Source organism: Bacillus sp. FJAT-27916 (assembly GCF_001183965.1).
Classification (GTDB): domain Bacteria; phylum Bacillota; class Bacilli; order Bacillales; family Pradoshiaceae; genus Pradoshia.
This window is the reverse complement of the sequence record NZ_LFZV01000001.1, coordinates 2,197,807-2,214,314: the sequence shown is the minus strand read 5'-3', so window position 1 is coordinate 2,214,314 and position 16,508 is coordinate 2,197,807. Positions and strand designations below refer to the sequence as shown.

At 44.9% G+C, this 16,508-nt stretch carries 15 protein-coding genes and 1 pseudogene; 12 read left to right on the top strand and 4 right to left on the bottom strand.

From position 1 onward, the window contains the following. Nucleotides 1-172: 172 nt before the first annotated feature. Nucleotides 173-1,387, top strand: a complete 1,215-nt coding sequence (locus AC622_RS10655) for an MFS transporter (protein ID WP_049671059.1) — start codon at nt 173-175, stop codon at nt 1,385-1,387. Nucleotides 1,388-1,567: 180 nt separating this feature from the next. On the opposite strand, the pseudogene AC622_RS10650 reads toward AC622_RS10655, so the two are convergent. From AC622_RS10650 to AC622_RS10635, 3 genes and pseudogenes are all read right to left on the bottom strand, one after another. Next, a pseudogene (locus tag AC622_RS10650) lies at nt 1,568-1,993 on the bottom strand (transposase); the annotation flags it as partial. 490 nt (nt 1,994-2,483) lie between these two features. Next, nucleotides 2,484-3,350, bottom strand: a complete 867-nt coding sequence (locus tag AC622_RS10640) for a DUF3298 and DUF4163 domain-containing protein (RefSeq protein WP_049671058.1) — start codon at nt 3,348-3,350, stop codon at nt 2,484-2,486. Nucleotides 3,351-3,373: 23 nt separating this feature from the next. After that, a complete protein-coding gene (locus tag AC622_RS10635) occupies nt 3,374-3,856 on the bottom strand; it encodes an RNA polymerase sigma factor (RefSeq protein WP_049671057.1) in 483 nt (160 codons plus the stop codon). 204 nt (nt 3,857-4,060) lie between these two features. On the opposite strand from AC622_RS10635, the gene AC622_RS10630 reads away from it, so the two are divergent. The 4 genes from AC622_RS10630 to AC622_RS10615 all read left to right on the top strand — a co-directional run bounded on the left by AC622_RS10630 (nt 4,061) and on the right by AC622_RS10615 (nt 7,827). Continuing rightward, entirely contained in the window at nt 4,061-5,404 is a 1,344-nt protein-coding gene (locus tag AC622_RS10630) for a polysaccharide deacetylase family protein (RefSeq protein WP_049671056.1), read from the top strand. 470 nt (nt 5,405-5,874) lie between these two features. Next, the gene (locus AC622_RS10625) at nt 5,875-6,243 is read left to right on the top strand and encodes a GntR family transcriptional regulator (RefSeq protein ID WP_049671055.1); all 369 of its coding nucleotides are present in this window, start codon (nt 5,875-5,877) and stop codon (nt 6,241-6,243) included. After that, nucleotides 6,240-7,103 (top strand): ABC transporter ATP-binding protein, encoded by an 864-nt coding sequence (locus AC622_RS10620; RefSeq protein WP_049671054.1) that lies wholly within the window; start codon nt 6,240-6,242, stop codon nt 7,101-7,103. The genes AC622_RS10625 and AC622_RS10620 overlap by 4 nt, the downstream gene beginning before the upstream one ends. Before the next feature lies 1 nt (nt 7,104). Continuing rightward, nucleotides 7,105-7,827 carry a hypothetical protein gene (locus tag AC622_RS10615; protein ID WP_049671053.1) on the top strand — a complete coding sequence of 241 codons (723 nt, stop codon included), beginning with the start codon at nt 7,105-7,107 and terminating at the stop codon, nt 7,825-7,827. Nucleotides 7,828-7,997: 170 nt separating this feature from the next. On the opposite strand, the gene AC622_RS10610 is transcribed toward AC622_RS10615, so the two are convergent. Further along, nucleotides 7,998-8,759 (bottom strand): glucose 1-dehydrogenase, encoded by a 762-nt coding sequence (locus tag AC622_RS10610; protein ID WP_049671052.1) that lies wholly within the window; start codon nt 8,757-8,759, stop codon nt 7,998-8,000. Nucleotides 8,760-9,031: 272 nt separating this feature from the next. On the opposite strand from AC622_RS10610, the gene AC622_RS10605 reads away from it, so the two are divergent. From AC622_RS10605 to AC622_RS10575, 7 genes are read left to right on the top strand one after another with little or no spacing between them, the layout of a single operon-like run. Beyond that, nucleotides 9,032-9,694, top strand: coding sequence for a TetR/AcrR family transcriptional regulator (locus tag AC622_RS10605; RefSeq protein ID WP_082197265.1), 663 nt, complete (start codon nt 9,032-9,034; stop codon nt 9,692-9,694). Between the two features lie 18 nt (nt 9,695-9,712). After that, on the top strand, nt 9,713-10,858 hold the full coding sequence (locus tag AC622_RS10600; protein ID WP_049671050.1) for an acyl-CoA dehydrogenase family protein: 1,146 nt from the start codon (nt 9,713-9,715) through the stop codon (nt 10,856-10,858). Nucleotides 10,859-10,892: 34 nt separating this feature from the next. Then, on the top strand, nt 10,893-12,530 hold the full coding sequence (locus AC622_RS10595; protein ID WP_049671049.1) for an AMP-binding protein: 1,638 nt from the start codon (nt 10,893-10,895) through the stop codon (nt 12,528-12,530). Between the two features lie 17 nt (nt 12,531-12,547). Then, nucleotides 12,548-13,900, top strand: a complete 1,353-nt coding sequence (locus tag AC622_RS10590; RefSeq protein ID WP_049671048.1) for an acetyl-CoA carboxylase biotin carboxylase subunit — start codon at nt 12,548-12,550, stop codon at nt 13,898-13,900. An 11-nt stretch (nt 13,901-13,911) separates the two neighbouring features. Further along, on the top strand, nt 13,912-14,127 hold the full coding sequence (locus tag AC622_RS10585; protein ID WP_049671047.1) for an acetyl-CoA carboxylase biotin carboxyl carrier protein subunit: 216 nt from the start codon (nt 13,912-13,914) through the stop codon (nt 14,125-14,127). A 36-nt stretch (nt 14,128-14,163) separates the two neighbouring features. Further along, nucleotides 14,164-14,937 (top strand): enoyl-CoA hydratase, encoded by a 774-nt coding sequence (locus AC622_RS10580; protein WP_049671046.1) that lies wholly within the window; start codon nt 14,164-14,166, stop codon nt 14,935-14,937. A gap of 24 nt (nt 14,938-14,961) precedes the next feature. Further along, entirely contained in the window at nt 14,962-16,494 is a 1,533-nt protein-coding gene (locus AC622_RS10575; protein WP_049671045.1) for an acyl-CoA carboxylase subunit beta, read from the top strand. Nucleotides 16,495-16,508: the final 14 nt, after the last annotated feature.

Below are 16,508 nucleotides of genomic sequence, written 5' to 3'. Positions count from 1 at the left end.
ATAAATGATCATTAATAATCTCTAGATAAAAAAAGTCATAAAACATTGGCTATGACCTTATCATATAGGTAATGCCCATACAGCCGAAAGAATACTAGATTCTGTATAATCTCCTATAAATGAAAGGGCTGATGGGTTATGCTTGATAAAAAAACATAGGAATGGTGAAACAATGCAGGTATGGAAAAGGCAAGCGGCTTTATTTCTTTCGAGTCAAAGTGTGTCCATGTTTGGGTCATCGATCGTGCAATATGCAATTATGTGGCATTTGACGTTGACAACGGAATCAGGATTGATGATGATGTTTTATATTATTTGCGGGTTTTTGCCGACCTTCTTTTTAGCGCCTTTTGCAGGGGTATGGGCGGACCGGTACAATCGGAAGAAATTAATCATTTCTGCAGATGGCTTGATTGCGGCAGCGACATTAATCCTGGCCATTTTATTCTTGAGCGGGATCCAATATATGTGGCTTTTGTTTGTGGTTGTGACGATTCGAGCCATCGGTGCAGGAATCCAAACGCCGGCGGTTGGAGCGGTATTGCCGCAAATCGTCCCAGAAGAAAAGCTGATGAGGGTAAATGGCGTCAACGGAACCTTGCAATCAATCATTTTCTTTGCATCTCCGTTACTCAGTGCTGGGTTGTTATCCATAACGACTTTAGAGATGATCTTGTTTGTCGATGTTGTAACAGCTGTGGTTGCCATAGGCATTTTACTGTTTTTAAAGCTGGAGCATGTGAGAAAAGAAGTCAAGAATGAGGGTTATTTTACAGAATTCAAAGCAGGCTTGCGATATGCAAGGTCACAGCCTTATCTCAAATGGTTTTTTATTTTCTTCTCCATTCTATTTTTCTTAATGGCACCGGCCTCCTTTTTAACGCCGCTGCAGGTAACCCGCGCGTTTGGCGGGGATGTTTGGAGATTGACAGCGATTGAACTAACCTTTTCCATTGGAATGATGCTGGGCGGTGTTCTCATTTCAGCGTGGCAAGGGTTTCAAAACCGGGTACATACGATGGTTCTTGGAGGGTTAGTCTTTGGTTTGTGTACAATGCTATTTGGGATTGTGCCTAACTTTGTCCTCTATCTTGTCATCATGGGCATATGCGGGATTTCCATGCCCATCTTTAACACGCCAACAATGACCATGCTTCAAGAAAATATTGATGCTTCCTATATTGGGCGTGTGTTTGGTCTATTCAGCATGATTTCTTCCTCGATGATGCCGATGGGGATGCTTTTATTCGGTCCTCTGGCAGATGTCATCGACATAAAATGGATTCTTATGATCACGGGTGTGTTCATGATGGGACTGTCGATTGCGATGCTAAAGACAAAAGCGCTTGTTCAAGCAGGGACCAAGAGTCAAGGTATAAACGGGTAAAGAGTTGGCTATTGGCGGAGAAAAGGGACGATATCATGCGGGTTCGGTCATGAAAAAGAGCAGCGAGAAAAAACGCTGCTCTCAGACTGTAGACAAAAGGGACTGAGAATGCTTTTATTCTCAGTCCCTTGTTTGATTTTTTGATATTTCCTCCCTAGATAGACCTCTCCCGGTATCTTTTTAGGCCATTTTTGGTATTCTCCACAACCAATTGACCATCTTCTTCAGGTTCATGGCAGCAATAGTAAACATCGCCTGCATGGACAATTTTTTTAATCCCCTTAGGATTGTCCATCGCATACCATGCTTTTCTTTTGCATCGGCAAAGACTCGCTCGATTGTCTCTTTGCGCCTGGCATATAGCGCTTTATTTTCGTCTGTATGACGAAGATGGTCGGCTTCCTCCACATGTTCTTCCCAAACATGCCGTTGAATCAACTTCTGATGGTTTTTACAATGCGAGCAGACAGATAGAAGTGGACATTCCTTACAATGAAGGGGATTGGAAACATACTGACGATAGCCTTCTTTTGTGGTCCTACGATAAGGCAACTCTTGTCCTCCTGGACAAAGGTAACAGTCGTAATATTCATCATAGATAAACTCGGTTCAGCCGAATAAGCATCCTCGACTAATGAGTAAATGAAGGAGAAATCAATGGCGGCTTCAACTTTCCGAACAAAATGGTTCTCGGGTACGAGTTGATCTAATGTAATCATTTCTAATTGTTCACGGTTTTTAGGGGTATATTTGGTTAACATATCATCATCACCTTTGATAAGAATCGTTAACCCTGTTATATCAAAATGAGGAAATACCGGTTTTGTGTGTGCTATTTTTATGAAGTGCAGCCTCCTATTTTCGGCAGAATGGGCGAGACTCCTGTGGGAGAAGGAGGCAGGCTGATGACAGCTCTTGCCGAAGGCGAGCTGGCTCAGCGCTTCCCCCACGGAAAGCGAGTCCGTTCTGCCGAAAATAGCTTTCACGTCCATATGGGGTACAAGAGTATAAAAAAACTGTAGACCAACCCTTAATGGATTTTGTCTACAGTCTGAGAGCAGCACGAAAAAGCACTGCTCTTTGTGTATTTGAAAAATTAGTTAATATACAGATTGCTCACCAGAATATTCGATATGACATCGGTTGGGATGACAAACTCTACTGTTCCCATATAACCTGGAGCCGCTTCGTACTTATTAAAAACAATCACCAATTTATGATCTGCATTAATGTAGAATGGCTGATTCTCCTTGATTTGTTTGAATTCACCAGGTTCTCCATGCTCTATCCAATAGCTTTTATTTGAATCTGCCTTCATTTGCTGTTTCATTTGTGTTTTGATTTCTTCGCTAATGACCTCTATATAACGGTCATCTTTAAATAAGCTCTTTAGTGAGAGTAAGATTTCATTTTGTTTATCAATCGTATCATACTTATTTTCAACATAGCTTGAGGCTTGGGTTTGTTCCGTATAACGTCGGATGGATAGAATGCGTTTGTTATCTGTCAGTACCTCATAATCGCTGTTAATAGCTGTATTGCCGTTTTGTCCAGCTTTTAAAGCTGCCATGGACTCCTCAAATTGCTTGTATAGCTCCTTACCCTCTGCAATATATTTGGAATTGAGACTGTTTTGAAGTTCGGTATTATCTAATCCCTCTATCGCAGGGGTCTTAATTTCAATACTTGAGTTATTTTTCGTTTCCTTTATTTCTTGAAAGGTGAGGATTCTTACTATTTTTCCGATTACCGGTACATCCGATAACGTATTGGCCAATGCAGGGCTGATGTTAAGGGTGATGGTTAAAAGCAGGGCAGCTGCAGCTGTTAAAGCGGCGGCCTTCCAAAATAGATTCTTCCTCTTAGGACGAGTGCGGAGGGCTTTGTGAACCACTTTATCTAATTCATCCGGTATCGGGATGGAATGGTACTCTGCCTTCAATTGTTCTAATCGTTTATCCACTTGATTGATTCCTCCTTGTATTCCTATTCCATTTTCAGGCGCAGCATTTTATGGGCTTTATATAATCTTGTTTTTATCGTATTGACATTGACATCCAGAACCTCTGCAATCTCCTCCATTTTAAAATCCTCAAAATATCTCAGAATAATGATGATTTTATATTTATGGGGAAGTTCATCAAGCGCCTTGCGTAAGTCCAAATCCGTATAATGATCAGCTTTTCCATTTTGTAAGGCTGATAATTGTTGGTTATCGGTTAATATGGTTTTCTTTCGCTTACGTAAAAGGTCCAATGATGTATGGACGATAATCTTATAAAACCAGCTTTTCATGGAATTGATATCTTGTATTTTATCAAGTGATAGGAGTGCTTTTTGGATGGATTCCTGCACGACGTCTAAAGCATCCTGTTCATTTTTCACATAGCTGTAGGCTAGCCGGTAGTAGCTTTCTTTTTGCTCTGTAATAAGGGTTATAAGTGAATGGCGGATATCCTTATTCTTCATCTCATAGTAGAGCTCCTTCCCTTTTACTCTTTGGGAGATTCAATGGAATGATTGAAACGTTTCATTTATCTTCCTAATACTAGACGCACTGATAAGCCAAAAAGTTTGTATGTAAAAAATATTTTTCTGCTAAAACTTTTTCTTTTTCTGCTCCGTCTATCAAATAGAATTAGATCATTAATCAACCGGGGAGAGAAACATCCTATGAACAGAAGAAAGCTTCACAAAAAACGCATCTTTATTTTGCTGTCATCTTTAGTCGTGCTGATTGGCGCTGTCGTCAGGACAAATGCTTCTAAAGCAAATACTTCTCCTATTCGAATGGATGAGAAATATCCGCTTGTCGAAATCATTCATACCACTGAAAAGGAAAAGGGCATTACCATAGACTATCCATTCTTTCATCTAGAAGAAGTTGATCAAGCGATAGAAACCTATTTAAAAGAGACAATCACACCATGTACGAATAAAGAACAGTTAATCGTCACATACGAGATTGTTCACTATAGTCAGCAAACCGTATCCATTATTTTCACGGAAAAAAATAAAGACAAATCATTCAATCATATGGTTACGATCGATCTTGCCAATGGCAAAATCATTCGATTAGATGACCTGTTTAAAAATGAAAGTGATTATTTGAGCCTATTATCTGACATTGCGTATCACGAGCTTAAGAATAAGGAGGATATCCTTCTTTCCAATAAAGAATTGGCAGAAGCTGTGGCTCCGACACAAGATCATTTTCAAGAATTTACCCTATTGAATAAGGCCATTATTTTTTATCTCACAGTTGGTGACCAGATGGCCGATACACAATTGATTATCAGCAAAGAATTACTTAAGGACATGCTCGAGCATAAATATGTATCAGCTGAATTAAACAAAGATAGGATAGAGGATATCGACCCACCAAATATGATTACGGAGCTGCCGAAAAAAGACATTCAGATAGCACCAGACCAAAAGGTGATTGCACTCACGTTTGATGATGGTCCGAAAAAAGGTACAACAGATAGTATTCTCGAAGCTTTAAGAAAATATGATGCACATGCGACCTTTTTTGTACTAGGAAGTATGGCTGAAAAAAATCCGGAGCTGCTCCGTGATATGGTGGAACAAGGAAATGATGTTGGCAGTCACACGTGGGATCACAGGCTAATGACCAAGCTGAGTGAGGAAGAGATGATAAAACAAATTAATCAAACGAATTCGCTTATTAAAGAAATGACAGGGAAGGAGGCGACGCTGTTCAGACCGCCATATGGCGCTTATGATCAAAGAGTGACCAGCCATTTAGGGAAGAATACGGATGTCATTTTATGGGACGTCGACCCCGAGGATTGGAAATATCGAAATAAAGACCATATCGTACAATCTGTTATGAATCAAGCCGGTGATGGTAAAATAATACTGATGCATGATATCTATCAAACAAGTGCAGAAGCAGCCGTTGAGATTATGGAAAAGCTGACAGCTCAAGGGTATAAAATCGTCTCTGTCTCCGAATTACAAGAAATACAGAAACAAAGAGAGCTAGTTTCGTAATAGGTCATCATAAATATTTTTGCTAGGGCATCTATCTATTCGTCGAGGATGGGTAGATGCTTTTTATTCAAGAAGAATGTTCATAAGCAGCTGGAATTAATGACTTTGGTACAAGATGGTGAAATGGGTTTTAAGCTTATCCATCTTCCTGTTGTGAAAGCTTTTGTTGACTCGCTATACTAGGGGCCATCATCCTCTGCTTATTTTAGGCTTACGTCCTGCACAAAATGGAAGTCGGAGTTTTCCCGTCTAATAATGATAAAAAAGAAACACTGGTTCTGTGTGATGAATTGCAGGGAGATCAGTGTTTTTATGTTGTTGGAACAGTATATTTAGGTGAGCCCAAAAGGAAAATTTTGAATGGAAAGTATTTACAATTAAAGAGCTATATTGTATAGTTGGTTACAGAGGTATACAACTATACAAATAATCAACTTGGACCGAACAGGGTTAAGAGAGGAGTATTCCTATTGAAGCCAGTATTAGATGAGTCGCTGCCCATCTTTCAGCAAATTGCACAAATCATAAGAGATGACATAGTTGAAGAAACATTAGTGGAAGGGGAAAGGGTCCCATCTGAAAATGAACTTTCCAGCTTTTATAACATCAATAGGGCTACAGTGAGGAAAGGCCTGCAAACGTTGGTTGATGAAGGAATCATATACAAAAAACGTGGAATTGGAATGTTTGTTATGGAAGGAGCAAAAGAAAAATTAGTTAATGAGCGAAAAAAACAGTACAAGAAGGAATATATATGGCCGCTGCTTGAAGAAGGAAAGCGCTTGGGGATGAGTGTTGATAAGGTAATCGAATTAATAAAAGAGGAGGATCAGAAATGATTCGCGTGGAGAATGTTACCTTTGGTTACGAGAACGCATTAGCACTTAAGGATATTTCTTTCAGTGAAGAGGAACGAGGCATTATCGCCATTTGGGGTCGTAATGGAGCTGGAAAAACGACACTGATGAAACTTCTTGCAGGACATGAAGAGCCAGACAAAGGAAAGGTTGAAATTATGGGGATGGCACCTTATAACCATACGAAAGCTGTCCAGCATATCTGTTATATGCAAGAGGATCATCCGTTTAGCGCTATCTGGAGTGTGAAGGATGCATTGAGGATTGCGGGTTATTATTATGCTAATTGGGATCAGGACTTAGCTCAAAGGTTGTTAAAGACCTTTCAATTGAATGAAAGGAAGAAAATATCTAAGCTGTCGAAGGGAATGAAGTCCGCGCTGCAATTTATCATTGGAATTTCCAGTCATGCGGACATTACCATCCTAGATGAACCAAGTAATGGTTTAGATGCAAGCATGCGTAAGAAAATGAATCAGTCTTTACGGGAAAGTCATGAGATTCATCCACGATTAATCCTTTTATCTACTCACCATATCGAGGAAATCCAGTCTTTATGCGAATCACTGGTTGTCATACATGATAAAAAGGTCTTGTTACATGAATCGATTGATGACATAAGAGAGTACGGGGTATGGTTGGCAGGCGAAAAAACCAAGATTGAGAAGTTATTAGATGGACAAAAACCATTAGAAATACACAAATTAGGTTCAAGTGTAAAAGTGATGATTGATGTACCATATAATGATGAATGGAAGGAATTTGCATCCACACACGGACTCTCGATTGAAAAAGCCAAGCTTCAAGATTATTTACTCAATAAAACAGAGGAGGCAGTATAGGGTGAATTCTTTATACGGAACGGTACGGTTAGTATCTGAAGATTCCCTTTGGTTCTTTGGAAGGCTTTTGTTTCTTTATATTACGCTTCCCCTAACATTAATCTGGCTCCTTATTGGCTATCTATTTGAAATAGGAAATGATGTAGTTGTCGTCATATCAGGGCCAACTTATTTCTTTATTGCCTTCTTTGGTATCGCTGGTTTTAAGTCTTTGTTCCCCATAGTCATTGGGTTGGGAAGCACGAGGACACAATTTCTCAAAGTATTCTATGGAGTCAGTATATTGGGTGTTGGTTTAAGTATCTTATTACTAAATCTATTGCAACGTATATTAAAAGCAGTCTTTCTACAATGGGATATCCATTCAACGATCATGCACCCGGGATTATTCTTAGTAAATGAATATCATTTCTTCACGTATCTTTGGATCGATCTCATGTTGGGCTTGTTTCTGATTGGGATACCTTTTTTTCTATACAGCATTCATTATAGATTGGGAATAAGTAAAAGTTTGATTATTCTTATGCTGTTATCGTTTGTTACAATGCTTCTGTATTATGGCGGGTATTTGCAAAACAGTATAGAGTGGATGATGGGACTGGATTTAGAAGCTATAAAAATGAATCTTATTACCGTATTGGGCTTATGCGGAATAGGAGCGTTTCTTTTAACCTATCCAATCATGAAAAATGCCTCATTAAAGCCTAAGTCAAGAAAAGAATAGCCGTGATTTAGGGATTTATAGACTTTCCCCTAAGGGTAGAAAGTGAACTAGTAAGATTAAACAAGACAGGGGAACCGACAATCATCTGGTTTTCCTGTCTTGTTCGTTTTCAAGCCATTTACAAATCCAAGGGCACTGTCATTCTAGATTTTTAAGAATAATGAACGACCTTAATAAGCACTCCAGCCGCCATCAGCCGTAATCACCACGCCATTGATCAACTGTGATTGATCGGACGCAAGGAAGAGGGCGATGTTCGCGATATCGGAAACTTGGCCAGCCTTGGTGATCATGTTCACGCCGCGGGTGGCCTGCTTCATGCCGAATGGGTCAATATTCGTCATTTTTGCACTGAAGCCTGTTTCGACATGACCAGGGGCGATTGCATTGGCACGGATATTGAGCGGACCGTAATGTGAGGCAACGTTTTTCGTCATCCCGACAACAGCATGCTTAGCAGCCGTATAGGTTAAGCCGCCGCGTCCGCCCATGACACCGGAAAGAGAGGCCATATTGACGATAGTGCCTCCGCCGTTTTCTTCAAAATGAGGGAGAATGCGGCGTATGCAACGCATGACACCGGTTACATTGATGTCCATTACGCGATTCCAGATATCATCCTCTACATTAGCGGCGGCCTGCATATTATCGCCGACACCTGCATTGTTCACTAAGATATCGATGCGGCCGAATTTCGCGATGGATTCCTCCACCATGCGCTGTACATCCTCTTCATTAGATACATTGACTTTGACGCCCATAGCCGTATAGCCCGCATCTATCAGTTCTTTCACAGTTGCATTCATGACTTCCTCGTTAAAATCGGCAATGACCACTTTAGCTCCTTCTTGTGCATAGGTGGTGGCGATTTCTTTTCCAATTCCAGAGCCGCTTCCGGTAATAATGGCTACCTTGTTTTCTAAGAGTTTCATTTTAATCCCTCCAATGTTTTAATTTACAATTCTATTATACTATAAACTCATTATTCTGATAAAATTATACACTCATGAGAAATTTTGAATACATATTCTGTGTAATATTGGAAGGAGCATGCAATTGCAGGTATTTTATTCTGATGAAAAGTTTTGAAGAATAGTAATTCAAGTCAGCTCTCTTTCTTTGTCGAATTTATTCTCTTTATCTGTAATTGACAGATAACGGAAGGCTGCGATAGAATCACCTTGTAAACATTTGCCAAATGGAGGTGGTGAACTCGCAGCTTAAGGACCGGATTCTTGCCACATCTCTCATGCTGTTTGAGAAGCATGGCTTTCATAGTGTCACAGTGAAGGACATTGTGGAGGCGAGCGGGACCTCAAAGGGCGGTTTTTATCATCATTATCGTTCTAAGGACGATCTTCTGTTTTCCATTCATGACACATTTATCTCCTATGTTTTGGCTAAGGCGAAGGAAGCAAACCTTACTTGTCAGACCCCAGCAGAGAAGCTAGCGCAGATCATTCATTCATTTGCGAAAGTCTTTGATATGTATCAGCCCCACATATCCGTTTTTTATCAAGAGAGCAAATATTTAAAGCCGGAGCTCGACCAGCTCATTAAGGTGAAGCGGGATGAGTACCGCCTGCTGATCAATGAAGTGATTGCCAGCGGCCAGGCGACCGGTGAATTCAGACGGGAGATTCCCTTTGATATTAGTGGTATGGCCATTTTAGGGATTGTGAATTGGACCTCCAAATGGTATCAGCGCAATGGGGAGCGCTCCATTGATGAGATAGCGGATATCTTCACGGATTTCATTATGCATGCCTTGTTGACGGAAAAAGCGAAAGAGACGTATTCCTTTTATTTTTTGGACAAAAGTAAAGCGCTTACAAATGTAAAAGGCAGACCAACCAGTCGGTCTTAAATGATGGAGGTTTAGGATATGGATTTTGAATTATCGGCAGAACAACGGATGGTAAAGGATTTAGCAAGAGAATTTGCTCAGGCAGAATTGAAGCCGCTTGCGATTGAGCTTGACCGCGAGTCCCGCTTCCCAGAGGAAATCTTCATGAAGATGGGTGAGCTTGGCCTGCTCGGTATTCCATTTCCAGAGGAATATGGCGGATCAGGCGGGGATACGATTTCCTATGCGCTTGCTGTTGAGGAGATTGGCCGTGCCTGCGGCGGAAGCGGTCTCAGCTATGCGGCGGCGGTTTCTTTAGGTGCGAGTCCCATCTATTATTTCGGGACGGAGGAGCAGAAGAAGAAGTATTTGACTCCATTAGCCAGCGGAAAGGGACTTGCCTCCTTTGGCTTAACGGAGCCGAATGCCGGCTCAGATGCCGGGGGCACACGCACGACGGCGAAACTCGAGGGAGACGAATACGTCATTAACGGGGAGAAGTGCTGGATTACCAATGCCGGATTTGCAGATTTCATCACGGTGACAGCGGCTGTCGCCGGCAAGGAGAAAAACGGCAAGAAGGTCATCTCAGCCTTCATCGTTCCAGCTGATGCGGAAGGTGTCACCATTCGCAGTGATTACGAAAAAATGGGCGTACGGGCATCGAATACATGCGAAATCATCCTCGAGAATGTCCGGGTACCAAAGGAAAATGTGCTTGGTGACCCAGATGGCGGATTCAAGCAGTTTCTTTACACATTAGACGGGGGCAGAATCTCGATTGCGGCTTTATCCGTTGGGATTGCCCAGGCTGCCTTTGACCGGGCGCTTGCCTACAGTAAGGAAAGGATTCAATTCGGCCAATCAATCTCGAAGTTCCAGGCCATTCAGTTCAAGCTGGCTGATATGGCAATGGAGATTGAGCTGGCACGGAATATGGTCTTGAAGGCCGCATGGCTGAAGGATAAGGGCAAGCCGTTCACGAAGGAGTCCGCTTATGCGAAGCTGTTTGCCTCTGAAATGGGCTTCCGTACATGTAACCAGGCCATCCAAATTCATGGCGGCAATGGTTATATGCGTGAATATGAGGTGGAACGTTATTTAAGAGATATCAAGTTAATGGAGATTGGTGAGGGGACATCCGAGATCCAGCGCCTTGTCATTTCCCGCCAGCTAGGTTGCTAGTCTTTATGGATAAAAGATTAGGAGGATTGATGTGATGGCAGATTTGGTAGAACTGACAGTCGGCGGTTTATTGGAAGAGGTCGCGGTGAAATTCGGCGATCGGGATGCGGTCGTTTATCCAGAGCTTGGTCTCCGGCTGACCTATAAGGAGTTTGACGAGCAGACAAATGAGGCGGCAAAGGCATTTATGGCGCTCGGAATTGAAAAAGGAGACCATCTCGCTGTTTGGACGACGAATCAGCCGGAATGGCTGACAACGCAATTTGCAACGGGAAAGATGGGAGCCGTGCTTGTGACGGTGAATACGAGCTACCGGGCAAGTGAGCTTGAGTACCTGCTGCGCCAGTCAGAGTCCGGCACCTTTATCCTGCAGGAGAGCTTTCGGGATCATTCCTATATCGAGACGCTGTATGAGATTATTCCTGAGCTGAAGGACAGTCAGCCTGGAGAGCTGCATTCGGAAAAATTCCCGCATCTGAGGCGTGTGATTGTTCTGGGAGATAAGTCATATCCAGGTACATACACCTGGTCTGAGGTCATGCAGATGGCCGGTAAGATTAGTCACGGAAAGCTCCAGAAGCGAAAGAAATCCCTTCACCGGGACGATGTCATCAATATGCAGTACACCTCAGGGACGACGGGATTCCCGAAAGGGGTCATGCTTACTCATTATAACATCGTCAATAATGCCATCAACATTGCAGAAGGAATGAAGCTCACGCAAAGAGACCGGATGTGTATACCCGTACCGTTCTTCCATTGCTTCGGCTGTGTGCTTGGTACCTTGACAGCTGTTTCAGCCGGGGCGGCAATGGTTCCGCTCCTTGAATTCAATCCTCGCAAGGTATTGCAGACAGTCCAGGATGAGAAATGCACCGCCCTCCATGGCGTGCCGACCATGTTTATCGCCGAGATGAATCTTGAAGACTTTGAAAGCTATAATCTTTCCTCCCTGCGGACTGGCATTATGGCAGGTTCCACTTGCCCGATAGAGGTCATGAAGGGTGTCGTGGAACGGATGGGAGCAAGCGAGCTCACGATTGTGTTTGGCCAGACGGAATCATCTCCTGGTATTACCCAGACACGAACGGATGACCCGCTTGATTTGCGCGTCACCTCGATTGGCCGCCCAATGCCGAATATCGAGGTGAAGATTGTGGAGCCGGGAACGGAGAAGGAGGTCCCTAAACTGGAGCATGGGGAGCTGATCACAAGGGGCTACCATGTGATGAAGGGGTATTATAATGACCCGCATGCGACTAAGGCGGCGATTTCACCTGACGGCTGGCTTCACACCGGCGATCTCGCCGTGATGGATGAGAATGGCTATTGCTCGATTACGGGGCGGCTGAAGGACATGATTATCCGGGGCGGGGAGAATATTTATCCGCGTGAGATTGAGGAATTCCTTTATCAGCATCCGCAAATTATGGATGTTCAGGTAATTGGGGTGCCAGATGAGAAATACGGGGAGGAATTAATGGCGTGGATCATTCCAAGGGAGGGGCATAATCTGACCGCAGAGGATGTTCGTGCCTACTGTGAAGGGAAGATCTCCCGCTTCAAGATTCCGCGCTATATCGAATTCATCGATGAGTACCCAATGACGGCCTCAGGCAAAATCCAAAAATACAAGCTTCGTGAAAAATCAGCTGAAATACTGAAAGCATAGGAGGCGCTTACGACATTATGTTCAAAAAACTATTAATTGCTAACCGGGGCGAAATCGCCTCCCGCATCATTCGTGCCTGTAAGAAGCTCGATATAGAAACAGTGGCCGTTTATTCGGAGGCGGATAAGGAGGCTCCTTTTGTGAAGGAGGCTGACCATGCCCGCCTGCTCGGCGGTCCAAGGGTCAACGAGAGCTATTTGAACACAGCCAAGATTATCGAAATCGCGAAGGAGGAAGGCGTGGAAGCCATCCATCCCGGCTATGGGTTCCTGAGTGAGAGCGAGCAGTTTGCCCGTATATGCAAGGAGGAAGGAATCATCTTCATCGGCCCCTCTCCCTCCGTGATTGAAGCGATGGGAATCAAGACGAAGGCGCGCAAAATCATGGAGGAGGCCGGGGTGCCGGTCGTTCCCGGGTTATCAGATGCGGCGATGAATGTGGAGGCTGCACTGAGCGCCGCTCAGAAAATCGGTTATCCGGTCATGCTGAAGGCATCGGCTGGAGGCGGCGGAATCGGCATGCAGCGAGTGAATCATGCTGCTGAACTGGAAAAAGCCTTCGCCGGCAACCAAAAGCGGGCGGAATCCTTCTTTGGCAATGGAGAAATGTTCGTCGAGAAATTAGTCGAGAATGCCCGCCATATCGAGATCCAAGTACTTGCTGACTCATACGGGAATGCGGTGTATCTAGGAGAGAGAGAATGCTCCATCCAGCGCCGCAACCAGAAGGTCGTAGAGGAAGCTCCATCTCCGTTTGTGGATGAGCATCTGCGCCGCAGGATGGGGGAAGCGGCCATTCGTGCAGTCAAGAAATTGGGCTATGAAAATGCCGGCACATTAGAATTTCTGGTCGATGCCGAGAAGAACTTTTATTTCCTCGAGATGAACACCCGCCTTCAAGTGGAGCATCCAGTGACAGAGGAGGTCACGGGGATCGATATCGTCGTGGAACAAATCCGTATTGCAAATGGGGAGAGACTTTCTGTTACGCAGGAGGATGTCACCATTACAGGTCATTCAATCGAGGTTCGGATATATGCGGAGGACCCGGTGACCTTTTATCCATCCCCAGGGCAAATCACGAGACTGGAGCTTCCGGAGGGACCACAGATTCGCCATGAAATCGGCATTGACGGGCATACCTTGGTCAGCCCCTTTTATGATCCGATGCTGGCAAAGCTCATCGTCTCTGGTGCGGACCGGCAAGAGGCGATTGACTCGCTCGCACAAGCGCTTTGCGATTACAAAATAGAAGGTATCAAAACCAATATCCCCATCCTCCAAGACATCATTGACCATGAGGCATTCAAGAATGGGGACATGAACACAAGCTTTATTGATACACATATGAAAAAACAACGAAATGGATAGGAGGAAGAAACATGGCACAAGAGATTAAAGCCAGCATGGCAGGAAGTGTTTGGAAGGTTCAAGTGAAGCAAGGGGATTCCGTTACAAGCGGGGATGACATCGTCATTTTAGAATCCATGAAGATGGAGATTCCCATTGCCGCTGAAATGGATGGACAGATCAGCGAGGTGCTCGTGAACGAAGGGGATTTCGTGAATGAAGGAGACGTACTCGCCCGAATGGACTGAGGAAAGAAGAACTAGAAACGGGAGGGATAGGTAACCATGATTGAACAATGGAGCGAGGACACTGGGATCCATGTGATTAGGCTCAACAGGCCTGAGCATGCCAATGCATTGTCGATGACCCTGCTTAAGGAGCTTCAGGAAGCCTTACAGGCGATAAAGAATAAGGAAGAGATTCGCTGCGTTCTCTTGACGGGAAGCGGTGAGCGGGTGTTCTGTGCGGGGGCAGATCTTAAAGAGAGAAAGGGCCTTCCGGAAAGCGAGGTCAAGCAAGCCGTTGCTCTCATCAGTACCACAATCAATCTGCTGGAGGAGGTTCCTCAGCCGACCATCGCCTGCTTAAACGGCTCTGCCTTTGGCGGAGGGCTTGAATTGGCCCTTGCCTGTGACATCCGCCTTACAGCGGCAGAGGCAAAGATGGGCTTAACGGAGACTACGCTTGGCATTATTCCAGGGGCTGGCGGAACACAGCGGCTTCCGCGTATTGTCGGCATCGCAAAGGCAAAGGAAATGATTTATACCGGAAAGCGCATCACAGCGAGTGAAGCGCTTGAGATCGGACTCGTGAATGCAGTTGTGCCACAGGAGGAATTAATGCAAACGGGGATGGAATGGGCCGGCCAGATTGCCGCAAACGGACCAATTGCGGTTAGAGCAGCCAAAAAAGCGATTAACAGCAGTCTTGATACCGATATCGCCTCAGGGCTTGAGGTTGAGAACCAATGCTATCAAATGACCATCCCGACAGAGGACCGTCTGGAGGGGTTACGGGCATTTGCGGAGAAGAGAAAGCCTGTCTATAAAGGAATCTAGCTTTCGAAAGGAAGGGTTTGAATCATGGATACTATTCAAGCAGAATTAAACGAGCGAATTTCCCGCATAAAAGAAGGCGGGCAGGAGAAATACCATCAAAAAAACAAGGAAGCAGGGAAGCTGTTTGTTCGAGATCGTCTGAACCAGCTGCTTGATAACGGACTCGAGTCAGAGGATGCCCTATTCGCCAATTGCGAGGCAGAGGATCTGCCGGCTGATGGTGTGGTAACAGGACTCGGATCTATTAACGGGCAGGCGGTTGCCGTCATGGCGAATGATTCGACCATTAAGGCAGGCTCATGGGGCTCAAGAACGGTCGAGAAAATCATCCGCATTCAGGAGACCGCGGATAAGCTGCAGATTCCGATGCTGTATCTTGTCGATTCAGCAGGAGCCCGTATAACAGACCAGGTTGAGATGTTCCCTGGCAGGCGCGGAGCTGGACGCATTTTCTATAATCAGGTGAAAATGTCCGGCAAGGTGCCGCAAATCTGTTTATTGTTTGGCCCTTCCGCTGCCGGTGGAGCCTATATCCCGGCCTTTTGTGACATCGTCGTGATGGTAGAGGGCAATGCCTCCATGTACCTCGGATCACCGCGTATGTCAGAGATGGTAATCGGGGAGAAGGTAACCCTTGAACAAATGGGCGGTGCGAGGATGCATTGCTCGGTTTCGGGCTGCGGGGATGTGCTGGCGAAGAGTGAAGAGGAGGCCATTGAGTTTGCCCGTCGATATTTGTCTTATTTTCCAGCAAATTTCACGGAAAAACCGAAGGCATTCGAGCCAAGGGCCGCTGCGCAATTGGCAAAGCCGCTTGAGGAGCTTCTGCCGAACAATCAAAATGCACCCTTTGATATGTATGAGTTAATCAAAGGCGTCATTGATGAGGGCTCCTTCTGCGAAATCAAGAAGCTGTTCGCACCTGAGCTCATCACGGGACTTGCCCGCCTGCAAGGGAAGCCGGTCGGCATTATTGCCAATCAGCCGCGTGTCAAAGGCGGCGTTCTTTTCCATGATTCAGCGGATAAGGCGGCGAAGTTCATTCATTTATGCGATGCCTATCATATTCCGCTTCTATTCCTTGCGGATATCCCAGGCTTCATGATTGGCACAAAGGTCGAGCAGGCAGGGATCATCCGCCATGGTGCAAAGATGATTGCCGCGATGAGCGAGGCAACTGTGCCGAAGATCTCTGTCATTGTTCGTAAAGCATATGGTGCGGGCCTTTATGCGATGGCCGGCCCTGCCTTTGAGCCGGATTGCTGTCTTGCCCTCCCGAATGCCTCGATTGCGGTTATGGGACCGGAAGCAGCCGTGAACGCTGTCTATGCCAATAAGATTGCTGCCTTGCCAGAGGAAGAGCGCCAGGCCTTTGTCATGCAAAAGCGGGAGGAATATAAAGAGGATATTAATCTCTATCACCTTGCCTCAGAGATGATCATTGACGGGATTATCGAGCCGCAAAACCTTCGTCAGGAGCTTTCAACAAGATTCCGTCTATACGAAAGCAAGCAGCAAGTGTTCACGACAAGAAAGCACCCGGTTTATCCGGTGTAACGGGAGGGACATGA

Coding starts and splice junctions, on each gene's coding strand:
- AC622_RS10610 (WP_049671052.1), bottom strand. CDS start 8,759: ATGAAACTCTTAGAAAACAAGGTAGCCATTATTACCGGAAGCGGCTCT.
- AC622_RS10575 (WP_049671045.1), top strand. CDS start 14,962: ATGGATACTATTCAAGCAGAATTAAACGAGCGAATTTCCCGCATAAAA.
- AC622_RS10595 (WP_049671049.1), top strand. CDS start 10,893: ATGGCAGATTTGGTAGAACTGACAGTCGGCGGTTTATTGGAAGAGGTC.
- AC622_RS10655 (WP_049671059.1), top strand. CDS start 173: ATGCAGGTATGGAAAAGGCAAGCGGCTTTATTTCTTTCGAGTCAAAGT.
- AC622_RS10580 (WP_049671046.1), top strand. CDS start 14,164: ATGATTGAACAATGGAGCGAGGACACTGGGATCCATGTGATTAGGCTC.
- AC622_RS10635 (WP_049671057.1), bottom strand. CDS start 3,856: ATGAAGAATAAGGATATCCGCCATTCACTTATAACCCTTATTACAGAG.
- AC622_RS10585 (WP_049671047.1), top strand. CDS start 13,912: ATGGCACAAGAGATTAAAGCCAGCATGGCAGGAAGTGTTTGGAAGGTT.
- AC622_RS10630 (WP_049671056.1), top strand. CDS start 4,061: ATGAACAGAAGAAAGCTTCACAAAAAACGCATCTTTATTTTGCTGTCA.
- AC622_RS10590 (WP_049671048.1), top strand. CDS start 12,548: ATGTTCAAAAAACTATTAATTGCTAACCGGGGCGAAATCGCCTCCCGC.
- AC622_RS10620 (WP_049671054.1), top strand. CDS start 6,240: ATGATTCGCGTGGAGAATGTTACCTTTGGTTACGAGAACGCATTAGCA.
- AC622_RS10600 (WP_049671050.1), top strand. CDS start 9,713: ATGGATTTTGAATTATCGGCAGAACAACGGATGGTAAAGGATTTAGCA.